The 18,481-nt window shown below is 69.6% G+C and carries 14 protein-coding genes and 1 pseudogene; 2 read left to right on the top strand and 13 right to left on the bottom strand.

All coding sequences use genetic code 11. The annotated features are described in order from the left end of the window. Positions 1-5: 5 nt before the first annotated feature. From AB0J76_RS12200 to AB0J76_RS12175, 6 genes and pseudogenes are all read right to left on the bottom strand, one after another. Positions 6-212 (bottom strand): MbtH family NRPS accessory protein, encoded by a 207-nt coding sequence (locus tag AB0J76_RS12200; protein WP_352326996.1) that lies wholly within the window; start codon positions 210-212, stop codon positions 6-8. Positions 213-270: 58 nt separating this feature from the next. Further along, positions 271-1,188 carry a TIGR03560 family F420-dependent LLM class oxidoreductase gene (locus tag AB0J76_RS12195; RefSeq protein ID WP_352326995.1) on the bottom strand — a complete coding sequence of 306 codons (918 nt, stop codon included), beginning with the start codon at positions 1,186-1,188 and terminating at the stop codon, positions 271-273. 2 nt (positions 1,189-1,190) lie between these two features. Beyond that, positions 1,191-2,465 carry a condensation domain-containing protein gene (locus tag AB0J76_RS12190; protein ID WP_352326998.1) on the bottom strand — a complete coding sequence of 425 codons (1,275 nt, stop codon included), beginning with the start codon at positions 2,463-2,465 and terminating at the stop codon, positions 1,191-1,193. 73 nt (positions 2,466-2,538) lie between these two features. Then, on the bottom strand, positions 2,539-3,732 hold the full coding sequence (locus AB0J76_RS12185) for a cytochrome P450 (RefSeq protein WP_352326994.1): 1,194 nt from the start codon (positions 3,730-3,732) through the stop codon (positions 2,539-2,541). A 348-nt stretch (positions 3,733-4,080) separates the two neighbouring features. Beyond that, positions 4,081-5,277, bottom strand: coding sequence for a DGQHR domain-containing protein (locus AB0J76_RS12180; protein ID WP_352326993.1), 1,197 nt, complete (start codon positions 5,275-5,277; stop codon positions 4,081-4,083). 777 nt (positions 5,278-6,054) lie between these two features. Further along, positions 6,055-6,153: pseudogene (locus AB0J76_RS12175) on the bottom strand (IS5/IS1182 family transposase); the annotation flags it as partial. Positions 6,154-6,495: 342 nt separating this feature from the next. Here AB0J76_RS12175 and AB0J76_RS12170 point away from each other — a divergent pair. Together AB0J76_RS12170 and AB0J76_RS12165 are read left to right on the top strand one after the other, a co-directional pair. Continuing rightward, positions 6,496-8,346 (top strand): ABC transporter ATP-binding protein, encoded by a 1,851-nt coding sequence (locus AB0J76_RS12170; protein WP_352326992.1) that lies wholly within the window; start codon positions 6,496-6,498, stop codon positions 8,344-8,346. Next, positions 8,343-10,136, top strand: a complete 1,794-nt coding sequence (locus tag AB0J76_RS12165; protein ID WP_364389412.1) for an ABC transporter ATP-binding protein — start codon at positions 8,343-8,345, stop codon at positions 10,134-10,136. Before AB0J76_RS12170 ends, AB0J76_RS12165 begins: the two co-directional genes overlap by 4 nt. Here AB0J76_RS12165 and AB0J76_RS12160 read toward each other — a convergent pair. From AB0J76_RS12160 to AB0J76_RS12130, 7 genes are read right to left on the bottom strand one after another with little or no spacing between them, the layout of a single operon-like run. Next, positions 10,130-10,855 (bottom strand): alpha/beta fold hydrolase, encoded by a 726-nt coding sequence (locus AB0J76_RS12160; RefSeq protein ID WP_364389410.1) that lies wholly within the window; start codon positions 10,853-10,855, stop codon positions 10,130-10,132. The two genes, AB0J76_RS12165 and AB0J76_RS12160, sit on opposite strands and share 7 nt — an antisense overlap. Positions 10,856-10,872: 17 nt before the next feature. Then, the gene (locus AB0J76_RS12155; protein WP_364389408.1) at positions 10,873-11,637 is read right to left on the bottom strand and encodes an SDR family oxidoreductase; all 765 of its coding nucleotides are present in this window, start codon (positions 11,635-11,637) and stop codon (positions 10,873-10,875) included. Between the two features lie 7 nt (positions 11,638-11,644). Further along, positions 11,645-12,880 (bottom strand): NAD(P)/FAD-dependent oxidoreductase, encoded by a 1,236-nt coding sequence (locus tag AB0J76_RS12150; RefSeq protein ID WP_352330321.1) that lies wholly within the window; start codon positions 12,878-12,880, stop codon positions 11,645-11,647. Beyond that, a complete protein-coding gene (locus AB0J76_RS12145; RefSeq protein ID WP_352330323.1) occupies positions 12,867-14,555 on the bottom strand; it encodes a prenyltransferase/squalene oxidase repeat-containing protein in 1,689 nt (562 codons plus the stop codon). Before AB0J76_RS12145 ends, AB0J76_RS12150 begins: the two co-directional genes overlap by 14 nt. Next, positions 14,552-15,556, bottom strand: a complete 1,005-nt coding sequence (locus AB0J76_RS12140) for a UbiA family prenyltransferase (protein ID WP_364389406.1) — start codon at positions 15,554-15,556, stop codon at positions 14,552-14,554. The genes AB0J76_RS12145 and AB0J76_RS12140 overlap by 4 nt, the downstream gene beginning before the upstream one ends. After that, complete coding sequence (locus tag AB0J76_RS12135; RefSeq protein WP_364389404.1) at positions 15,556-16,548, bottom strand: polyprenyl synthetase family protein; 993 nt, start codon at positions 16,546-16,548, stop codon at positions 15,556-15,558. Before AB0J76_RS12135 ends, AB0J76_RS12140 begins: the two co-directional genes overlap by 1 nt. 40 nt (positions 16,549-16,588) lie before the next feature. After that, a complete protein-coding gene (locus tag AB0J76_RS12130) occupies positions 16,589-18,475 on the bottom strand; it encodes a RiPP maturation radical SAM C-methyltransferase (protein ID WP_352326372.1) in 1,887 nt (628 codons plus the stop codon). Positions 18,476-18,481: the final 6 nt, after the last annotated feature.

The following is an 18,481-nucleotide window of genomic DNA, read 5'->3' as shown; positions in this document are numbered from 1 at the left end:
CGTGATCAGCCAGCCTCGCCCGAGCGCATGGCCAAGCGCAGGCTGCGAGGTCTCATGTCGGTCCACACCTCGTCGATGTAGCTCAGGCAGTCCTCCTTGGTGCCGGACTTGCCGCAAAGGGCCCAGCCGGCCGGCGGGTCCTGCTCCGCCCACCAGATCGAATACTGATCCTCGTCGTTCTTCACCACAGTGAAGAGATCCGGATTCGCCATGGTATTTCCCCGTCTCCAAATGCTCCGCAGCTCGGACACGCGGTCTTCGCCGCGCCTTTTACTGGACGATTTCCCGGCGGCGTGCCGCGTTCTGCAGCAGGGCGGGCTCCGCACGGCCCTCGCCCCGTACCTGCCTGGCCACCTCGGCCAGCATGTCGTACTCTTTTTCGTCCGCCGGATTCGGTGCGCAGAGGATCGCCAGGTCGACGCCCGCCTCGGCCATGCGGCCCAGCCGCTCCACGTGCAGCGGGACGTCGTCGCCGCTCACCAGCCCCACGGTGGTCCGCACGATGTCGTCGTACGGCCTGCCCACCGCCTCGCAGTGCCGGCGCAGGACCGCCAGTTTCCGCTCCAGCCCGGCCAGATCATAAAGGTCGTAGAAATTACAGGCATCGGCGTTCTCCGCCACGATGCGCAGTGTCCTGCGCTCGCCCTCACCGCCGATGAGAATCGGTATCCGCCCGGTCGGGGGAGGCACGTTCAACGGCCGCTCCAGCGTGAAATACGTACCGCGGAACGGCGTCGAATCACCGTCGAACATCTGGCGGGCGATCTGCACCGCCTCCGTCAGCTCGCCCAGCCGGTCACGCGCCGACGGGAACCGCAGGCCCAGCGCCTGGGTCTCCTCCTCGTACCAGCCCGCGCCCACGCCGAGCCAGGCACGCCCACCGGACAGGACGTCCAGCGTCGTCGCGAGCTTCGCCATCAAGGCGGGGTGCCGGTAGGGAGCCGCCGTCACCAGGGTTCCCAGCTGCACGTCCCTGGTGCGTCCGGCGATCCACGACAGGGTCGTGTACGCCTCTGGCATGGGCGCACCCGCCCCGCCGAAGAGGGGCACGTTGAAGAAGTGATCCGGCGTCCAGATGCTATGGAAATCCGCTCCCTCGGCCGCCTGGAGCAGATCGTCGAGCATGGACCGGCAGCCCTCCGGCTCCGCCGGCCAGGGAAGGCTCGCGAGATAGAGGCCGATGCGCATGCTCAGCCTTCCCCGCCCGACGACGCGATCGCGTCGGCCACCGTGCCGGTGGAGCCGCTCGGATCCGATGCCGCGATGGCCGCCAGCCCGGCGGTGACCCCGTCCAGGAACGTGGCCACGCCGTCCTTCTGGTAGCGCTCAGGGTTGCAGATGGAGCCGATGTTCACCTGCTCGCCCACTCTGACCTCGATCAGCAGCGGCATGACGTCGTTCCCGACGCTGTACGCCGACTGCGTCGGGACGGGTATGCGCGTGCCGAGGACCGGGTCGTCCCGCGACGGTCTCTCCGGGGACGCGAAGTAGTTCACCGTGAGCGCTCTGGCCAGCCGCATCATCGTCTCGAAGTCCATCGCACCCGTGCCGAGCAGGTGCCTGAACAGCCGCCCCAGGGTGAACGGCGCGGCGGAATACGTCACGCTGTCCAGCCAGCCCCGCGCCGCGTTCCTGATCAGCCGCTCCACCGGGAGGTCCCGGTCCAGGCCGAGCTTCACGAAGGAGGTCCGGGTGAAGCAGCCGACCAGTCTCATGGAGCCCGGCACGTCACGCCCCAGGTGCACGTTCTTGACCAGCATGTCCGTGACACCGGATCTGGCCATCGCCGTGACGCCGATCGACGCGATCGCCAGTGCGGGCATCGGGACCCTGAGCTTCCTGCTCAGCTCGAGCAGCCGGGTGGTGGTCTCGGCGCTCACCGCCCTGGCGATGGTGGCCGCGACCGCCTCTTTCGCGCCGGTTCTGGCCAGCTCGGTGGGCAGCTCGTACGGTGAGCTGTCGAGCAGCAGGTCCGACCAGTAGCGGACCTGCGCGTCGGTGACCGTCTCACCGGCCTCGCACTCCAGCCCGACGTGGTCGGTGAACGAGATCCTCAGGCCGGGCAGCTCCGGCTGCACACCCGAACACAGGGCGGCATAGGCCTGGGTGAGCTCGCTTATGAGCAGTTCGAGACCCCACCCGTCGATGGCCATGTGATCGATGTGGAGCGCGAAGGCCGTCCTGCCCGCCTCCTCGTCACGGAAGAACGCGCTGCGAACCGGACCGTCCTTGTAGATGTCAGGGTGCTGCAACTGGAAGTCGGCCAGCGCCGTGTCGATCGACTCGACCACGTGCACCTCCGGCCGGGCCGGCTGCCCGGTGTCCCGGAACTCCTGCCGCAGCGATCCGTCGTCCTGCTTGAGCAACCGCATCCTGAGCGGCTCGTGCCGGGAGATCACAAGGTCGAGCGCGTCCGCGAGCCGTTCGGTGTCGATTCCGCCGGCGAGTTCGTAGGCGGTCATCATGGTCACTGGACCGATCGGGGCCAGTTCCTCCTGCGAGAGTGAAAGCGGCAGCGGCATGCCTACCTCGACTTCCTCACCAGGTGACCTCCAGAGAAGTCAGCCCATAGACAATATTCGTCGTGCGGAAACGTGCCTCGTCGTCCGTGGCGCGCAGGCCGGGAAAACGCTGCAGCAGCCTCGGCAGCGCCACCCTGAGCTCCAGCCGGGCCAGCGGCGCTCCGAGGCAGTGATGAATTCCGTGGCCGAAAGCGATGTGGCCCGCTTCGCCGCGCGAGAGGTCGAGCCGGTCGGGATCGTCGATCAGCGCCTTGTCGCGGTTGGCCGCAGGCAGCGAGCACATCACCAGGCTCCCGCTCGGGATGTGCTGTCCGGCGATCTCCACGTCCTCGGTGGTCCGGCGCGGTGCCGTGATGTGCACGACGGTGAGCCAGCGGAGCAGCTCCTCCACCGCGGCCTCTGTGAAGCGTGGCTGCTCCTGGAGAAGCTCGAGCTCGTCCCGGTGCCGCATCAGGGCGAGTGTGCCGAGGGCCAGCATGCTCGCCGTGCTCTCGTTGCCCGCGACCATCAGCAGGTGACCGAGACCCGCCAACTCCTCCCTCGACAGCCGCTCGCCGTTCTGCTGCCGGATCAGGGCCGGGAGCAGACCGTCACCGGGAGCCTGGCTCATCCGGTCCACACAGTCGAACATGTACGCGCGGATCGCCTGCTCGGCCGCCATGCGTTCGGCCGGCGCGACCGCGATGTCCAGCATCCTGTCCACCTGTTCCTGCAGAAACGTGCGATCCGTCACCGGTACGCCAAGAATCTCGCAGATCACCAGTGCCGGGACCGACGTGGCGAAGGACCGGACGAGGTCGACCGGTGGGCCGCTGCGCGCCATCGCGTCCAGTTGCTCGTCCACGATCCGGCGTATCCGGGGCTCCATGCCCTTGATCCGCCCGGCCGTGAACGCCGGCCCCACCACCCTGCGCAGGCGCGTGTGCTCTGGCGGGTCGAACGCGAGAAGGTTGCCGGCCCGCAGGATCCGTCGCTGTTCCTCGTCGAGGGACGGCCCTGCCTGCCCTAGTTCTTCACCGCTCACGATGCGGAAACGTTTGTGGTCGCCCAGCACTTCGCGGACGTCCGTGAAACGGGTCACGAACCACATGGGCTCGATCCCCGGAATATTTACCGCCGAGATTCCGTCCGTGTCGCGAATGGCGACGAGCTCACGGCTCGGCCCGAATTCGGAGCGGCTGAAATGAACCCGTGGATCGTCTTTCCTCATGACAGGTCCGCACGCCCTCTCCAGTCGGTCCCGCACCGCTGTGCATTGGCAGAGTAGACGCCCCTATGCGCGACTGTCCATAGTCGTGTTTTCCGCCGGAAAGCCCCGCAAAAATTCGGCCGCCGGGCCGAACAGAAGTCCGTCTGAAAAAAGACCCGGGAAAATTGGGCGCGCCCGGCCGGTCGCTGCACGATGCACGTCCCGCCTGTTTCCGCGGCACGCCGGAGCCCGCCCCGGTTCATCGTGTGAATTCGTGACCGAATACCTGGATCCGCCGTGGAGACGCACGCCACCGGAGCCGGGAGGCCATGCCTCAACCGGCTCCCGCGAGATCACCCAGGAGTGGGCTCAGCGAATGATGCCCTGCTGTTCAGGGGTCGGGAGCGCCGACCGGAGGAGCGACACCAACCGGCGCAGGCCGCCGTTGCCGCTGAAGGACGACGCCGCGGATCCGACCTTCCAGAATTCGACGCCGGCGACCCGCACCTGGAGAGAGTCGATCACCGCGTATCCGGAAAGATTCCGCAGCCACTCCATCACTTCGGCATGTTCCTGTACGTCGCCCAGTTTGCCGTCGCGGCTGCGGATCACCTCGATGACTTGTGGCAGCAGGGCATGGATCGCGTTTATTCCGATCCCTTTCTGGATGACATATTCGTCGGGATCGCCGTTGAAGGCCTCCGGCAGGACCTCCGCAATTCCACACCAATGGGAGTTCACCAGCAATGCCATTTCCGACGGATCGGCGCCGCGCAGGAGCGGGAACTCCAGCACCGGCCGCAACGACCGGACGAACTGCGACCGCCCGACAATCCGGCCGTCGCCTTTCCTTTTCCTGCGGTTGACCGGACGGAACCTTCCCTGCCAGGGGCCGTCGAGTTTCTCCAGTTCCGCCACGGCCTGGTCGCCGCGAATGAGCCAGTCCTTTCCTTTCTCCGCGAGAGCTCCGCGGAGTTCGGTGTCCTCGGCCGCGAGCGCGGCGAGCAGCGTCCACGCCAGATCGGTCTGGACGCTGACCGCATTGGTATTGAGCTCGTAGAATTCGCGCGCCTCGGCCTTCCAGCTGAGGCCCAGGGTTATCGCCACCGGGACGGGGAACGAGGCGAACTCGTCGGGCATCGCGGTGAGCAACTGGGTGAGGGCGGCCCGGCGGTGCTGGCCGTCGTACACCCAGAGCGGCACCTCGGAGCTGAGCTCCAGCGTGGCGGGGCCCGACCAGTTCCCCCGGTTCCTGCAGGCCTCCTCGTAGGCGGCCCGCTGGCCGCCGGCCGGCACGATACGCACCGGCGGGAGATCGCAGTCTCGTATGTTGAGCATGAGCGGGTTGGGCATCGTACCGCCGCGCAGATAGTACTCGGCCACCTTCGCGATACGAAACCTGGCCACGGACCGCTGATATCCCGTGCCGGAAACCGGATCGTGCGTGTCGACGCGGACCTGGCCGGCTATTATGCTGGCCGGCACATATCCGGTGAACATGAGAATTCCACGTTGAACGCAAAGCGCTCCGTGCAGGACGATGTCATCAGTTTTCCGGTCATTCACCTGGAGGACTCACTCATTCGCTACACCGCACCAGCCTACGAGTTGAATCGCATGCCCCGGATCAGCGTCGACAGCCCCACCCCGGACACACGCCGCCTGCTCAGCCTAATGTCACCCCGGACGAGTAGCCTGCAGACCTTGAAGGCATCGCTTCACCACGTTCCACCGAGGTCCGCACCAGGGCACAGTTCGAAATACTGCTAGGCAGAGTAGATCGCCATATCGGGCCTGTCAATGTCCTGGATGTTAAATAGCCGATATGGTGGACGCTTTAGTTGTGTTGCAGAGAGCGGTTCCGCCGACGCAGCAGACGGAAACCGATCCACTGCGATATGTGATCGATGATGTCATGTAGGTGTCGATTAGACTGCCGACCTCGATTCTCCGGCCCACCGGGGCGCGGGGGCGGCTCCGCGGCTGTCCGTAATACCCCCGAGGAGGTCGGAGCGGGCCGGATCAGGGCGCGGGTCCGGCGGGCCCGACGGAATCTGGGCCAGGCCAGGGCAGGCGGGAGAACGCCGAGCTGCGCGAGAACTGGCGTACTTGAGAAGCAGCCCTGGATTCAGGCGGCCTGGGCAGCACGGTGCTTCTGAAGTACGGCGACGGCCTCACCACCCTCGCCTCCTTGACACGCCTTGCCGGCCAGGGTGGTGCTCCCCGTTCCAGGACGCGCGGGACGCCCCGGATGCGGACGGCGCTCCCGACGTCCGCACGACCGGACCGTCCGGCGAGGCGATGCCCCGGACGTTCATCCCGTCTACGCGGCGCTTGCCGGAGGACACACCGCCACGCGGTCGCCGCGGACACGCCGAGACCGGCTCCCAGTTCGATGATCGTCTCGCCCTTGCGCAGGTGGACCGGCACCAGCAGGGCCTGCCGGCCAGGGCTGAGCAGCAGCCGGCCCGACCACAGGCGCCGCTGCTCACGCTGCGCAACCACCGGCGGAAGCCGGAACCGCGCCATCCGCCTAAATCACGAAGAGCCGCTTTCCGACGAGTTTTCCTGGCGCCGCCACGACGAAATACAGCTGAGCTCACGGAGCACGCCGTTTTGCGAGATCGCCACTGTGACCTGCGAATATGGGGGCACGAGGGAGCCGTAGCATTCCTCGTGAGAAATTCAGAACACCTGCGCCGGCCACTCATTGGTGCCGTAGACTGCCGAACCCGGACTCAGTATTCTCTCGACATCCCCCTGATTACCTCGGAAGGAGTCGTCGTGACTTTTGCGGCACGCGATACGCTGCTGCGATTCTTCCCCGCTGTGGCGCCGCGCTGGCGGCTGGTACGTCTCATGCTTCGGCTGAGCCCTGGCCTCGCTTTAGGGTGCGCCGCGCTGATACTGCTCAGCGCGGCGTTGCCGATGAGCGTCATCATTGTCGTGGGGCTGGCGCTCGAACGCGTTCCCTCGACGGTCGGCGGTGGTTTCGGCAGTGCGGCGGGCCGTGAGCTGCTCTGGGCGCTGGTCGCTCTCGGTCTTCTCTACGTCGGCCAATATCTGACGGAGGTCGCCAGAGAAGCGACCGCGCAACTCGTCTCCGACCGCGCCAACGACGCGGTACGCCGGCGGCTGATGTTCATCGTGGACAAGCCCGCCGGCATCGCTCACTTCGAGGACGAAAAAGTCGCCGGCCTCATCACCACGGCCCGCGGCGCCGTCAGCGGCTTCACGGCCGGGACCGCGGCCAGCGGGCTGGTGAAGATCTGGAGCAGCGCCGCCGCCGCCGTCGGCGCGGGGCTGCTGTTCTTCACTCTCAACTGGTGGCTGCCGATCGTGGTGATCGTGGCGTGCGCGCTGGCCGCCAAGGGGAACCGGGCGGAGTACGTCCGCAGCGTGCAGGTCATGGCCGAGCGCGATCAGATCCTGCGGCGTGCGGCCTACCTGAGCGATCTGCTGATGCTGCCCGAGGCGGGGAAGGAGGTCCGGGTCTTCGGCCTGCTCGACTGGCTCGTTGCACGGATGACCTCCGAATGGCGTACGGCCATCACGCCGGTCTGGGCGACGCGCCGCAAGGACGCCCGCTCAGCGGTCTGGACGAACCTGCTGCTGCTGGCCGCGAACCTGATCGCCATGGTGGTGATCGCCCGTTCGCTGATCGAGGGCTCGCTCGGTTTCGGCGCGGCCATCATCCTGCTCATGGCACTTCTGGCGGTGAACGAGCTCGCCACTCCCAGCCCGGACCTCCTGAGCGTGGAGTACGGCACCGCCTGCCTGCCCGCGCTCGACGAGCTCGAACGCAGGCTCTCCGCTGACGCGCCCCGGCAGAGCGGCGGCGAGGACGAGCCGCTCACGGCCCGCACGATCCGCTTCGACGGCGTCGGCTTCCGCTATCCCGGCTCGGAGAAACAGGTGTTCGACGGGCTGGACCTGGAGATCGAGACCGGTCGCTCGCTGGCGATCGTCGGTGTCAACGGGGCCGGCAAGACCACCCTGATCAAGCTCCTCACTCGCCTCTACGCGCCGACCGAGGGCCGGATCACCATCGGCGGCGAGGACCTCGCGGAGGTTCCCGCCGGGCAGTGGCGCCGCAGCATCTCGGCGATCTTCCAGGACTTCGTCCGCTACCCGCTGCCGGCCAGGGACAACATCGCACTGGGCGACCTGGGCAAGGAGACGGACGACGAAGCCGTGTCCAGGGCCGTCTCGCGGGCCGGCGCCGAGGACATCATCGCGGCGCTGCCCGCCGGCCTCGACACGCCGCTCTCCCGTGCGTTCACCGGAGGTCAGGACCTGTCCGGAGGTCAATGGCAGCGCATCGCGCTCGCCAGGGCGTTCCACGCCGTGGAGCGGGGCGCCAACATCCTCGTGCTCGACGAGCCGGCCGCGAACCTCGACGCGCGGGGTGAGGCGGAGCTCTACGAGCGGTTCCTGGAGATAACCCGCGGCCTCACCACGATCATCATCTCGCACCGCTTCTCCAGCGTGCGACGTGCCGATCGCATCGTGGTCATGAACGACGGACGGATAGTGGAGCAGGGCACCCACGAGGAGCTCCTGGACCTGGACGGGGAGTACGCCGAGATGTTCCGGCTCCAGGCCGAGCGGTACGCCAGCGAGGTGGAGTCATGAGCGCACTGCGTGAGCGCCTCAGGGGCATGGTCGCCATGATGCGGCTCGGCTACGAGGCGGACCGGATGCTGATGGTCACCGTGTACGCGCTGACCGCCCTCGGCACTCTGGCGCTGGTCGGCTCCCTGTACTGCTTCAAGCTGCTGGCCGACGCCGTGCTCGCCGGCGACAGCGGCGCGGCCTACCGCGCCGCGGCGATCTTCGCCGTCGCCGTGGCGGTCAACGGGCTGTGCCAGTCGGTGGCGCTGGGCCAGCGGACGACGCTGGCCGACAAGACCAACCTGCTGGTCGACCGGCGGATCATGGAGATCACCTCCGGCGTGCCCGGTCTCGAGCACTACGAGCGCCCGGCGCACGCCGACGAGATCGCGCTGCTGCGGCAGCTCCGCTCGCAGCTCTCCCTCGTGGTGGACTACACGCTCGTCACCCTGGCCGTCGTGCTGCGCGTCGTCGTGACGACGGCCATCCTCACCGTGATCTATCCGGTGTTCATCCTGCTGCCGCTGTTCGCGGTGCCGTCCATCTGGATGACCGCGCGGGCGCAGCGCGCCTCCTTCGCGGCGATCATGAGCACCGCGGAGAAGGGACGGCTGGCCGACGCGATCTTCAACGTGGCCATCTCTCCCGGCTCGGCGAAGGAGCTGCGGGTCTTCGGATTCGGCGAGGAACTCGCCCGTCGCGAGCGCGAGATCCGGAGCGACATGGCCCGCGTCCGCCGCCGGGCGGCGCTGCGCGCCTCGGCCCTGAACGTCGTCGGCTGGCTGGCCTTCGCCGTCGCCTTCCTCGGCGCGGTCGTGATCGTCATCTTGCTGGCGATCGAGGGACGTGCGACGGTGGGCAACGTCTTCCTGACGCTGCTGCTCGCGGCGCAGCTCAACAGCCAGGTCAGCATGCTGGTCACGTCGGTCAAGGGGCTGATGGGGTTCGCCACCACGACGGACAAGTACCTGTGGCTGCGCGAGATGGCCGAGCAGTGGAAGAGCCGCAGCGGCCACGGGCCGGTTCCCGAGCGGCTCACCGACGGGATCGCGCTGGACGACGTCACCTTCCGCTACCCCGGCACCGACGTCGACGTGCTCAAGAACGTGAGCCTGCACATCCCCGCGGGGTCGATCGTGGCCCTGGTCGGTGACAACGGCGCCGGGAAGTCCACGCTGGTCAAGCTGCTGTCCCGGTTCTACGAGCCGCAGCAGGGGCGGATCACCGTGGACGGCGAGCCGCTGGACGGGCTCGACCTCCAGCAGTGGCGGTCGCGGCTGTCGGCGGGCTTCCAGGACTTCGTGCGCTTCGAGTTCGTGCTGAGGGAGAGCGTCGGCCTCGGCAACCTGGAGCGCATCGACGACGAGGCCGCGCTCGCCGCCGCGCTCGACCAGGGCGGCGCCACCGAGCTGGTCGCCTCGTTGCCCGACGGCGCCGAGACCGAGCTCGGCGGGAGCTTCAGCGGAGGCAGGGAGCTCTCCGGCGGTCAATGGCAGCGCCTGGCGCTCAGCCGCGCGATGATGCCTGACTCGCCGCTGCTCGTCATGTTCGACGAGCCCGCCTCGGGGCTGGACCCGCACGCGGAGGCGGAGCTGTTCGACCGCTACGCGACGGTGGCCAGGCAGGCGGGCGCCAGGAACGGGGCCATCACGCTGTACGTCTCGCACCGCCTCTCGACCGTGCGGATGGCGGATCTGATCGTCGTCGTCTCCGGCGGGCAGATCGTGGAGTCGGGCAGCCACCAGGAACTGATGCGACGCGGCGGCGCCTACGCCGAGGCGTACAGCGCGCAGGCGCAGGCCTATCAGTAGGTGTGCTCACGCAGCCTGGCGTCGATGCCGGCGAGCATCCGCCGCTCCTCGGCGTGCAGGAAGAAGTGGCCACCGGGCACGGGTTCCAGCGTGAACCTCCCGGTGGTCCGCTCCTGCCACGGCTCCATCGTCGCCCTGGCGACCGACGGATCAGCCTCGCCGTAGAAGGCGTGCAGCGGGCACGCCAGCGGCGGCCCGGGCCGGTGCACGTAGCTCGCGGCCACCGCGAAGTCGGCTCGGATGGCCGGCAGCATCAGTCTCAGCAGGTCGGTCTGGGAGCTCGCCGCGGGCAGCAGCCGGAAGGCACGCAGGTAGTCGATGAACTCCGCGTCGGAGAGCGACTCCACCGGCTCCGCCGAGAACAGGTGCGGCGCGCGCGTGGCGGAGACGAAGAGCTGGACGGGGGACGTCGTCCGGGCCAGCTCGAACGCGAGCAGCCCGCCCAGGCTGTGCCCGAACAGCGCCAGCGGCCGGTCCCGGAGCGCGGCCAGCTCGGCGGCGAGCACGTGGAGCACCTTGTCGAAGTCACGCAGCGGCGTCTCCTTGAAGCGGGTCTCCCGGCCGGGCAGCCGGACCACGGCCACCTCCACGCCGGGCAACGACGCCGGCCAGGCGCGGAACGCCCCGGCGCCGCCTCCGGCGTACGGGACGCACACGAGCCGAAGCGGCGCGTCCGGCCGGCGGGCGGGGAACCAGAACCACGGGCTCACCTGCGTCATCTCACCCATTCCCCTCGTCAGGTGCGCCGGCGTCGCACGTGCCTGCCCAGCACGCGTGCGACGCCTCGCGGCGCGAGATCCAGAACTGTCATGAGCGCTCTGTACCGCCGCCCGGGCACCGAGACGACCTTGCCCCGCCGCAGGTCCGCCAGCCCCTCCTCGACCACGCGTGCGGCCGTGAGCCACAGGAACGCGGGCCCGGCCGCACGCACGCCGGCCCGCTGGTGGAGCTCGGTGCGCGTCCAGCCCGGGCACAGCGCCATCACGCGGACGCCGCGACCGCGCGTCTCGGCCGCCAGCCCTTCGGAGAACGAGGTGACCCAGCTCTTGCTCGCCGAGTAGGTCGTCTCGTAGCCGGGGATGAAGGCGGCCATGCTGGAGACGTTGACGACGTCCCCGCGCCCGCGGGCGAGCATCCCGCCGAGCGCGGCGTGGGTGAGGCGAAGCACGGCGGTGACGTTCACGTCGAGCTGGTGCTGCAGCAGGTCCATCGGGGCCGCGTCGAAGCCGTCGGCGACGCCCAAGCCGGCGTTGTTCACCAGCATGTCGACCGGCTCGGCCGAGAGCCGCTCCGCGACGAGCGCGCGTCCGGCCGGCGTGGACAGGTCGGCGGGCAGCGGGTGCGCCGTCACGCCGTGTCGTCCGGCCAGCTCCGCCGCGCTCGTACGGAGGCGGCCGGTGTCCCGTGCGACCAGGACGAGGTCGTATCCCTGCCCGGCCAGCGTCCGGGCGAACTGGGCGCCGATCCCCGAGGTCCCTCCGGTGACGAGTGCGACAGGCATGCCTGGATCACCCGCGCGTGAGCCCGAGGGCGGACCGGATGGCCCAGCCGGTGAACAGGTCGGAGGTGAACCCGGCCATGCCCGCGACGATCCGGCGGCGGAGCACGTCGTTGCCGCTGTTGCGGCTCAGCAGCAGCGGGCGGGCCAGCCGTACGGTGGCGGAGGTGCTGGTGAAGAGCAGGGCCAGCGTGTGGCTGAGCCGGCTGACGTAGCCGAGGACGGGCCGCCGCGCCGCCTCGTACCGGCCGATCGCCTCGTCCACGGCGGTGGCGCTGAGGTCCCGCACCGCCTCCAGCTCTCCCGCCAGGCACCAGGCGTCGCCGATGGCGGCGTTCATGCCCTGCCCGACCATGGGGTGCACACCGTGCGCGGCGTCGCCGAGCAGCGCCAGCCCCGGCACCTGCCACGTGGGCGCCACGAAACGCCAGGCCGGCAGCACCTGGACGCTGTCCAGCCCGGCGCGCAGCGGCCCGGCCACCCGCCGCAGCGCCGGGACCTCCCGCAGCAGGTCGTCGGCCCAGGCCCCGAGATGGCGGCGGCCGATGGAGCGGAAGCGGCCGGCCGGTATCTGGACGTAGAGCCGCGCCCGGCCGCCGGGCATCTGGAAGAGCACCCGCAGCCCGCCGGGCGTGAGGTACATGGCCATGTCCTCCCCCAGCTCGGGCGCGTCGGGCAGGTCGAGGCCGACGAGCTGGTGCGGGTAGCGCCGGATCCGCGGCTCGATCCCGGCGGCGTTGCGCAACCGGGACTCCCGGCCGTCGCAGGCCACGGTGAGGGTGGCCGCCACCTCGGTGACGCGGCCGGCGGTCCCCAGGTACGCCCCGGCGACGCGGCCGTGCCGGTCGCGCCGCAGCTCCCGCACCGAGGCGCCCTGCCAGTAGTCGACGGTGGACCCGAGCCGGCCGCCGAGCACGTCCCTGAAGTCCTTGTAGTAGTGCAGCAGGCCGTAGTCGTAGGGCTTGTCCAGCAGCCTGAAGTCGAGGTCGATGAGCTCGTCGCCGCGCGGGGTGTGGCAGCTCAGGCGGCGGACCGTCCTGGCGCCCCGCTCGGCCAGCGGCTCGACGAGCCCGGCGGCCTCCAGGATCTGCACCGTCCTCGGCTGCACCAGCTCGCCCTTGTGCGCGCTGCGCGGCCTCGACTGCTTGTCGGCCAGCAGGACCCGGTGTCCTTGCCGCCCGAGGAAGTGGGCCAGGGTCAGCCCGCCGGCGCCCGCGCCGCAGATCAGGACGTCATAGTCCGGCATGGACGGCCTTTCCCGGGCCGGGCGGGGCCGTGGCCTGCCGGTATCGGGCGAGCGCCTGCAATGCGTAGCCCGCGGCGAGCAGATCGCAGGAGTACTTCAGGTCCAGGAAGTACATGCCGAGGATCGTGGGCTGCCACAGCCCGTCCGGGCGCTGGTGCGACACCAGCCAGGCGACGCCGTCCTGCACGGCGGGCTCGCTCGCCGGGCCCGAGCCGAGCAGCCCGAGCAGCGCCCAGGCGGTGTCCTCGGCCGTCGAGGCGCCGAACTCGTCCTGGCCCCATCCGCCGTCGGGGTTCTGGTTGGCCAGCAGCCAGTCCCGGCAGCGCCGGGCCGTCGGGTCGTCGGCGAGCCCCAGCCCGGCCAGTGCGTCCAGCACGTTCCCGGTCCCGGCGACCAGGCCGCGGTACCAGGGCGTGGTGAACGAACCGTCCTCTCGCTGGTTGCGGCGGAACCAGGCCAGGGCCCTGGCGATCGGCCGGTCGGCCGCCGTCAGGCCGCCCGACTCGCGCAGCGCGGTCACCGCGTGCGCGCTCATCACCGAGCAGGCGCCGTCCAGGGCGATGGGGTTGTTCCTGCAGAAGCAGCTCCACGAGCCGTTCCTGCTCTGCATGGCGACCAGCCAGTCCACGCCCGCGCGTACCTGCCCGTCGGTACGCGGGTCGCCGAAGCGGGCGAGCGCGATGAGCGCGTCCGCGGTGTCGTCGGTGTTCGGCCAGCCGCAGCGCCACGACCATCCCCAGCCTCCGGGCGGGCACCCCGTGGCGGAGAAGCGGGTGTGGCGCTGGCAGTCGCGGATCCACTCCCGGGTGGCGGCGAGCCGCTCGTCGGAGGCGTACCCGGTGTCCTGGAGGCCGTGGGTGACGAACGTGGTGGCGCACAGCTCCAGGTCCCGGTTGACCGGCCAGGAGCCGTCGGGCCGGACGGTCCTGTGCAGGTAGGCGATGCAGCGCTCGACGATGTCGCGCCGCAGCCCCGCCCTGGCGAGCGCGAGGCAGGCCAGCGCCACCATGAACGGCGACTCCTGGTAGCCGCCGTCCTCGCCCTCGAACTGCTCGAGCTCGTCGAGGTAGGCGAAGATCGGCCGCTCGCAGACCCGGTTGACGGCTCTGCGCAGCGGGTTCCACGGGCGGGTGTGTGCCTGCATCATGCCCCACAGCAGCAGCCAGGGAACGGTGAAGGAGACCTTCTGCCGGAACATCCGGGGGAGGAAGATGATCTCCAACGGCAGGCGCATGATCTTCCGCTCGTCGTACAGCCCGCCCAGGCTGAGGAACTGCTGGCACATGAGGAAGATCTTGCAGATGTCCCGGTCCGCGACCGCCTCCATGCCGCCGAAGCCCTCGATGCGCTCCAGCCCCCGCCGGATGTGCTCGGCGGAGCCCTCGGGGTCGATCAGGGAGAGCGCGCCCGTCGCCATCGGGGTGACGTTGAAGGTGGACGGCGCCTTCGCGGCGTCTCCCCATCCGCCGTCGTCGCTCTGCGCCGCCCGCAACCACGCCGCACCCGCCCGGATCAGCGATGCGGAGCCGACGGGGTCGGCGAAGTGCAGGGCGACGATGGCCGAGGCCGTGGCGATCGGGGCCGAGGGCAGGTGGTCCTGCCAGGAGCCGTTCAGGCGCTGCCGGTCGAACAGGGCATCGACGGCCAGCTCGACGCTCCGCCGCACGTCAGTCATGCGTTCATCCCTTCCTTTTCCCCTCCGGGGGCGACCTGGGCGAACTCGTACCGGGCCCGCATGATGCGCTGGGTGAGCCAGGTCAGGACGAGGACCGCGACCAGCAGCGGCAGGGCCAGGCCGGCTCCCCTTCCGAGTGCCAGCAAGGCGGCGGCGAGCACCAGCCGCTCCAGGACGAAGAACTCGTGCGCGCGCAGCGCGGTCCGCGGGGACAGCGGGCGCGGCGCCCGCAGGATCGAGACGAGCGCCGAAGCTCCCAGCGCGGCGGCGATCCCGAGCAGGATCCAGTACCAGCCGGCCGGGCGCGGCTGCGGGACCAGCGCGGGAACGGCGGCGGCCAGCGCCAGCACGGCGGCGTAGAGGACGGCCGCCCAGGTCAGCGCCACCGTCACGCCATGCCGCACGGGGACGGTCCCGTACCCGCCCTCCCTGTCGCCGTCCAGGTCGCGCAGCGTCCCCACCAGGTTCGAGCTCGCGTCGTGGAGCCAGAACAGGGCGGCGACGGGCAGCAGGTACGGCGGCGGCAGCGTGGCCGTCGCCATGGTGCCGAACAGGAACGCGAATGCGGTCAGGCCACCCCGCACCAGGTTGCCGGACAGCCCGCGCGCCTTGAACCACGTGCTGTAGAGGATGCCCGCGACCAGGGCCAGGCCGACGAGGCCGAGCGTGCGCCAGTTGAGCAGCAGCGCGCCCACCGCTCCTGCCGCGCAGCAGATCACCATCATGGCCAGCGCGGTGCGCGCGGGCAGCCGGCCGGACGGGATCGGCCGGTGTGGCTTGGCGATCGCGTCGAGCTTCCTGTCGAAGTAATCGCCGCCGTACAGGCCGGCCAACCAGCCCAGCGTCGGCACCCCCCACGCGCCCAGGAGCTGCCACGGCGACGGCGACGGCGACGCCAGAGCGCCGGCCGCCAGGCCGACGAGGCCGACGTAGGTCAGCCCGTAGGGGCGCCAGGTCTCGGCATGCGCGACCAGCGCGACTCTTAACCCGCCGCTCGGCATCAGCGCACTCGCTCGACCGCGTCGTCGGCGAGCTGCCCGAGCCGGTCGCGGCTCGGCGTGTCCGGCAGGAGCAGCAGCTCGTCCTTCGCCGAGGTGATGTGCTCCAGGGCGACCTTCCGGCAGATGTCGAGGACGCCGGTACGTTCGACGGCCTTGGTGGCGGCGGCCAGCGCCTCCTGATCTCCCAGCTCGCCGGAGAACGCGTCGTCGAGCAGCCGGACGGCGACGGGGTCCGCGCTCTCGTAGACGAGGATGAGCGGCAGCGTCAGCCGCCGGTTCCGGACGTCGCTGGCCGGGTGCTTCCCGGTCACCGACCCGTCGTCGGTGAACGCGAACAGGTCGTCGATGATCTGGAACGCCACACCCAGGCCCGTCCCGTAACCGCCCATCGACCGCACCGACGCCTCCAGCCCGCCGCCGAGCACCACGCCGCACTGGCAGGCGCTGCGGAACAGGGCGGCGGACTTGAGGTCCACCATGCGCAGGTAGCGGTCGCGATCGCGGATCGAGTTCTTGGTGATCTCGCTCTCCAGGTGTTGGCCGCGGCACATGTCCAAGCCCGCCGTCGCGGCGATCTCCAGGGCCCTGACGACCCGCTCGGCCGGTGCCCCGGCGCGCCGGCACTCGGCCAGGCAGAGGAAGAGATGGAAGATCAGGGCGTCGCCCGCGACGATCGCGTCCTCGATGCCGTACCTGGAGAACACGGATGGGCGGCCGCGGCGCAACTCGTCGCAGTCGATGATGTCGTCGTGGATCAGGCTTGCCGTGTGGCCGTACTCGCTGCCGACGGCGGCCGGCAGGACATGCGCGATCGTGCCTCCCACGGCGAGCGCCGACTCGACCATGAGCATCGGACGGAAGAGCTTGCCTGCGGGCATGAGGGCGTAGCGGCAGATGGCGTCAAGGCTGTCACCTCCGTCCGACCAGCGGTGGCCTAGCTCACTGATGATGTTGCCGGTTGGCTGAGTTCCGTTGACGTGCTTCGTGTGCACCGTACCGACCACCCTGGAGTTGATGAGACCGGCGAATTTCTCAGACGATTTCGAGCGAGGCCGGCAGGTCCGCCTGCGCGCCGGCTTCGGTCAGGACGAGGCTGAGGATCTTGCCGTCCTCCTCGAACAGCAGAGACCGCTCCCGCAGGAGAGCCAGCCGCCGCGCCACGGCCTCCGGGTCGAGCCCGAGCTCTGCGGCGAGCCTGTCCGGCTTCGCCGGCGACGACAACCGGTGCAGCAGCAGCCGGGTCTCCGCGTCCACGGGCAGGGTCGTGGCGGGCCCGCCGCCGCGCGAGTCGGTGATCTGCTCCTGACCGTCGGCGCCGCGTTCGAGCGTGAGCGACGGCGGCCGCCGGGACCAGGCTCTGGTCCACTCCTCGACGCGCTCGCTCAGCCGCGCGTGCCAGCGGGTGGACGCGGCCGCGTACGGTCCGAGCTTCTCGTCGGTGAAGTAGTAGGCCAGGTCGGTGAAGGTGTCTTCGGGGAACGGGTAGACGTAGCGGTAGTGATCCGAGGGCCGCAGCTCCAGGCCGTAGAAGCCGCCGTTGGTGTGGTACGGGCTGTATCGGTCGAACCGCACCACGTAGACGCCGTTCGGGGGAGGCAGGTGCACCAACGACGGCAGGTCGTCGAAATACTTCTGGAACACGCTCTCGGGCTCGCCGGGGAATCCGATGAGCAGATTCCAGTACGGCTCGATGCCGTGCCGCATGCACTTCTTCAGGAACTGCAGGTTCTGGAAGGCGGTGGTGCCCTTCCGCATGATCGAGAGTGTCTGTGTGGAGAGCGCCTCGATGCCGGGCTGGATCTGGTTCACGCCGCCCGAGACCATGGCCTCGAGGTCGTGATCGGCGATCGGGACCTTCACCTCGTAGAAGATGGACGTGCCGGCCGGGGGCTGGAGCGGGCCGAAGACTTCCTTGGGATAATTTCGCGGCATGATGTTGTCGGTGCAGACGTAGCGGTTGCACCACGGCGCCAGTTCGAAGAGCCGCTCGAACTGACGGATCGCCTTGCCCGCCGACAACGCGCGGTAGTCCATGCCGAGCCCGTTCAGGCCACAGAACGTGCAGTGCGAGCGCGCACCCCACCAGCAGCCCCTTGACGTCTCGAAATAGAGCTGGGGGTGGGCGGTGCCGTCCTGGACCGCCTTCCAGAGCACCTCGTCGCGCGGTAGCGCGGTCAGCCAGCCCGAGTAGTCGGGAGGGATGTGGTCCTCGATGTCCCGGTCGCGGCCGACTGCGTTGCGGAAGCGGGGATCGCCGCAGTTGCGCCCGGTGACGATGCCCGGGATGGCATGGGCCGTCTCGGTGTCGCCGTTCAGCAGGGCACGCAGCAATTCGGGATAGGTGTGCATCGACGGACCCGAGAACACGAAGTCGATGGTCGGCGTCTGCTCGGCGATGACGGCCCCCATCGGCGCCTCGCAGTTCGCGCCGCCCATGAGCGTCACGACCTCGGGGTTGATCTCCTTGATCAGCCGGGCGACGGCGATGCTGGGCACGTTCTGCGCGAACATCGAGCTGAAGCCCACCACGTCGTAGGACGCCAGCCGGTACCGATCGATCAGCTCGCGGCAGCGCTCCTCCAGCCCGGGACGTCGTTGCAGGACGCGCTCGCGCAGCCGCAGCCAGCGCGGGCCGCGGTAGTAACGGCGGAAATAGGCGCGCTCATTGTCGCCCGCCTCCGGAAAGGCGATGTCGCGGAAGACCCACTCGCCCAGCCCGGCGAGCAGATGCTCCCCGTCGTTGGCGAGCGAGTCGTATTCCGGCAGACCGAAATAGCGCGCGAAATCATGGTTGAGGTAGAAGACGTCCGAGGTCACCTGGCCGGGAAATTCGTGGTGTCCCAGAGCGGCGAGCTGGCTGAGCGCGAAGGACGGGTAGTGCCAGTTGGCGAACGGCATGTTCACGAGGGCTATACGCATGGGCTC

It is taken from the genome of Nonomuraea sp. NPDC049624, assembly GCF_040675255.1.
Classification (GTDB): Bacteria; Actinomycetota; Actinomycetes; order Streptosporangiales; family Streptosporangiaceae; genus Nonomuraea.
Note: the sequence above shows the minus strand (reverse complement) of the source record. Positions and strands in the feature narration are given on the sequence as shown.

Bases quoted from the DNA above. Each gene is read 5' to 3' on its own strand.
- AB0J76_RS12200 (WP_352326996.1), bottom strand. From the start codon at position 212: ATGGCGAATCCGGATCTCTTCACTGTGGTGAAGAACGACGAGGATCAG.
- AB0J76_RS12195 (WP_352326995.1), bottom strand. From the start codon at position 1,188: ATGCGCATCGGCCTCTATCTCGCGAGCCTTCCCTGGCCGGCGGAGCCG.
- AB0J76_RS12190 (WP_352326998.1), bottom strand. From the start codon at position 2,465: ATGATGACCGCCTACGAACTCGCCGGCGGAATCGACACCGAACGGCTC.
- AB0J76_RS12185 (WP_352326994.1), bottom strand. From the start codon at position 3,732: ATGAGGAAAGACGATCCACGGGTTCATTTCAGCCGCTCCGAATTCGGG.
- AB0J76_RS12165 (WP_364389412.1), top strand. From the start codon at position 8,343: ATGAGCGCACTGCGTGAGCGCCTCAGGGGCATGGTCGCCATGATGCGG.
- AB0J76_RS12160 (WP_364389410.1), bottom strand. From the start codon at position 10,855: ATGACGCAGGTGAGCCCGTGGTTCTGGTTCCCCGCCCGCCGGCCGGAC.
- AB0J76_RS12155 (WP_364389408.1), bottom strand. From the start codon at position 11,637: ATGCCTGTCGCACTCGTCACCGGAGGGACCTCGGGGATCGGCGCCCAG.
- AB0J76_RS12150 (WP_352330321.1), bottom strand. From the start codon at position 12,880: ATGCCGGACTATGACGTCCTGATCTGCGGCGCGGGCGCCGGCGGGCTG.
- AB0J76_RS12145 (WP_352330323.1), bottom strand. From the start codon at position 14,555: ATGACTGACGTGCGGCGGAGCGTCGAGCTGGCCGTCGATGCCCTGTTC.
- AB0J76_RS12140 (WP_364389406.1), bottom strand. From the start codon at position 15,556: ATGCCGAGCGGCGGGTTAAGAGTCGCGCTGGTCGCGCATGCCGAGACC.
- AB0J76_RS12130 (WP_352326372.1), bottom strand. From the start codon at position 18,475: ATGCGTATAGCCCTCGTGAACATGCCGTTCGCCAACTGGCACTACCCG.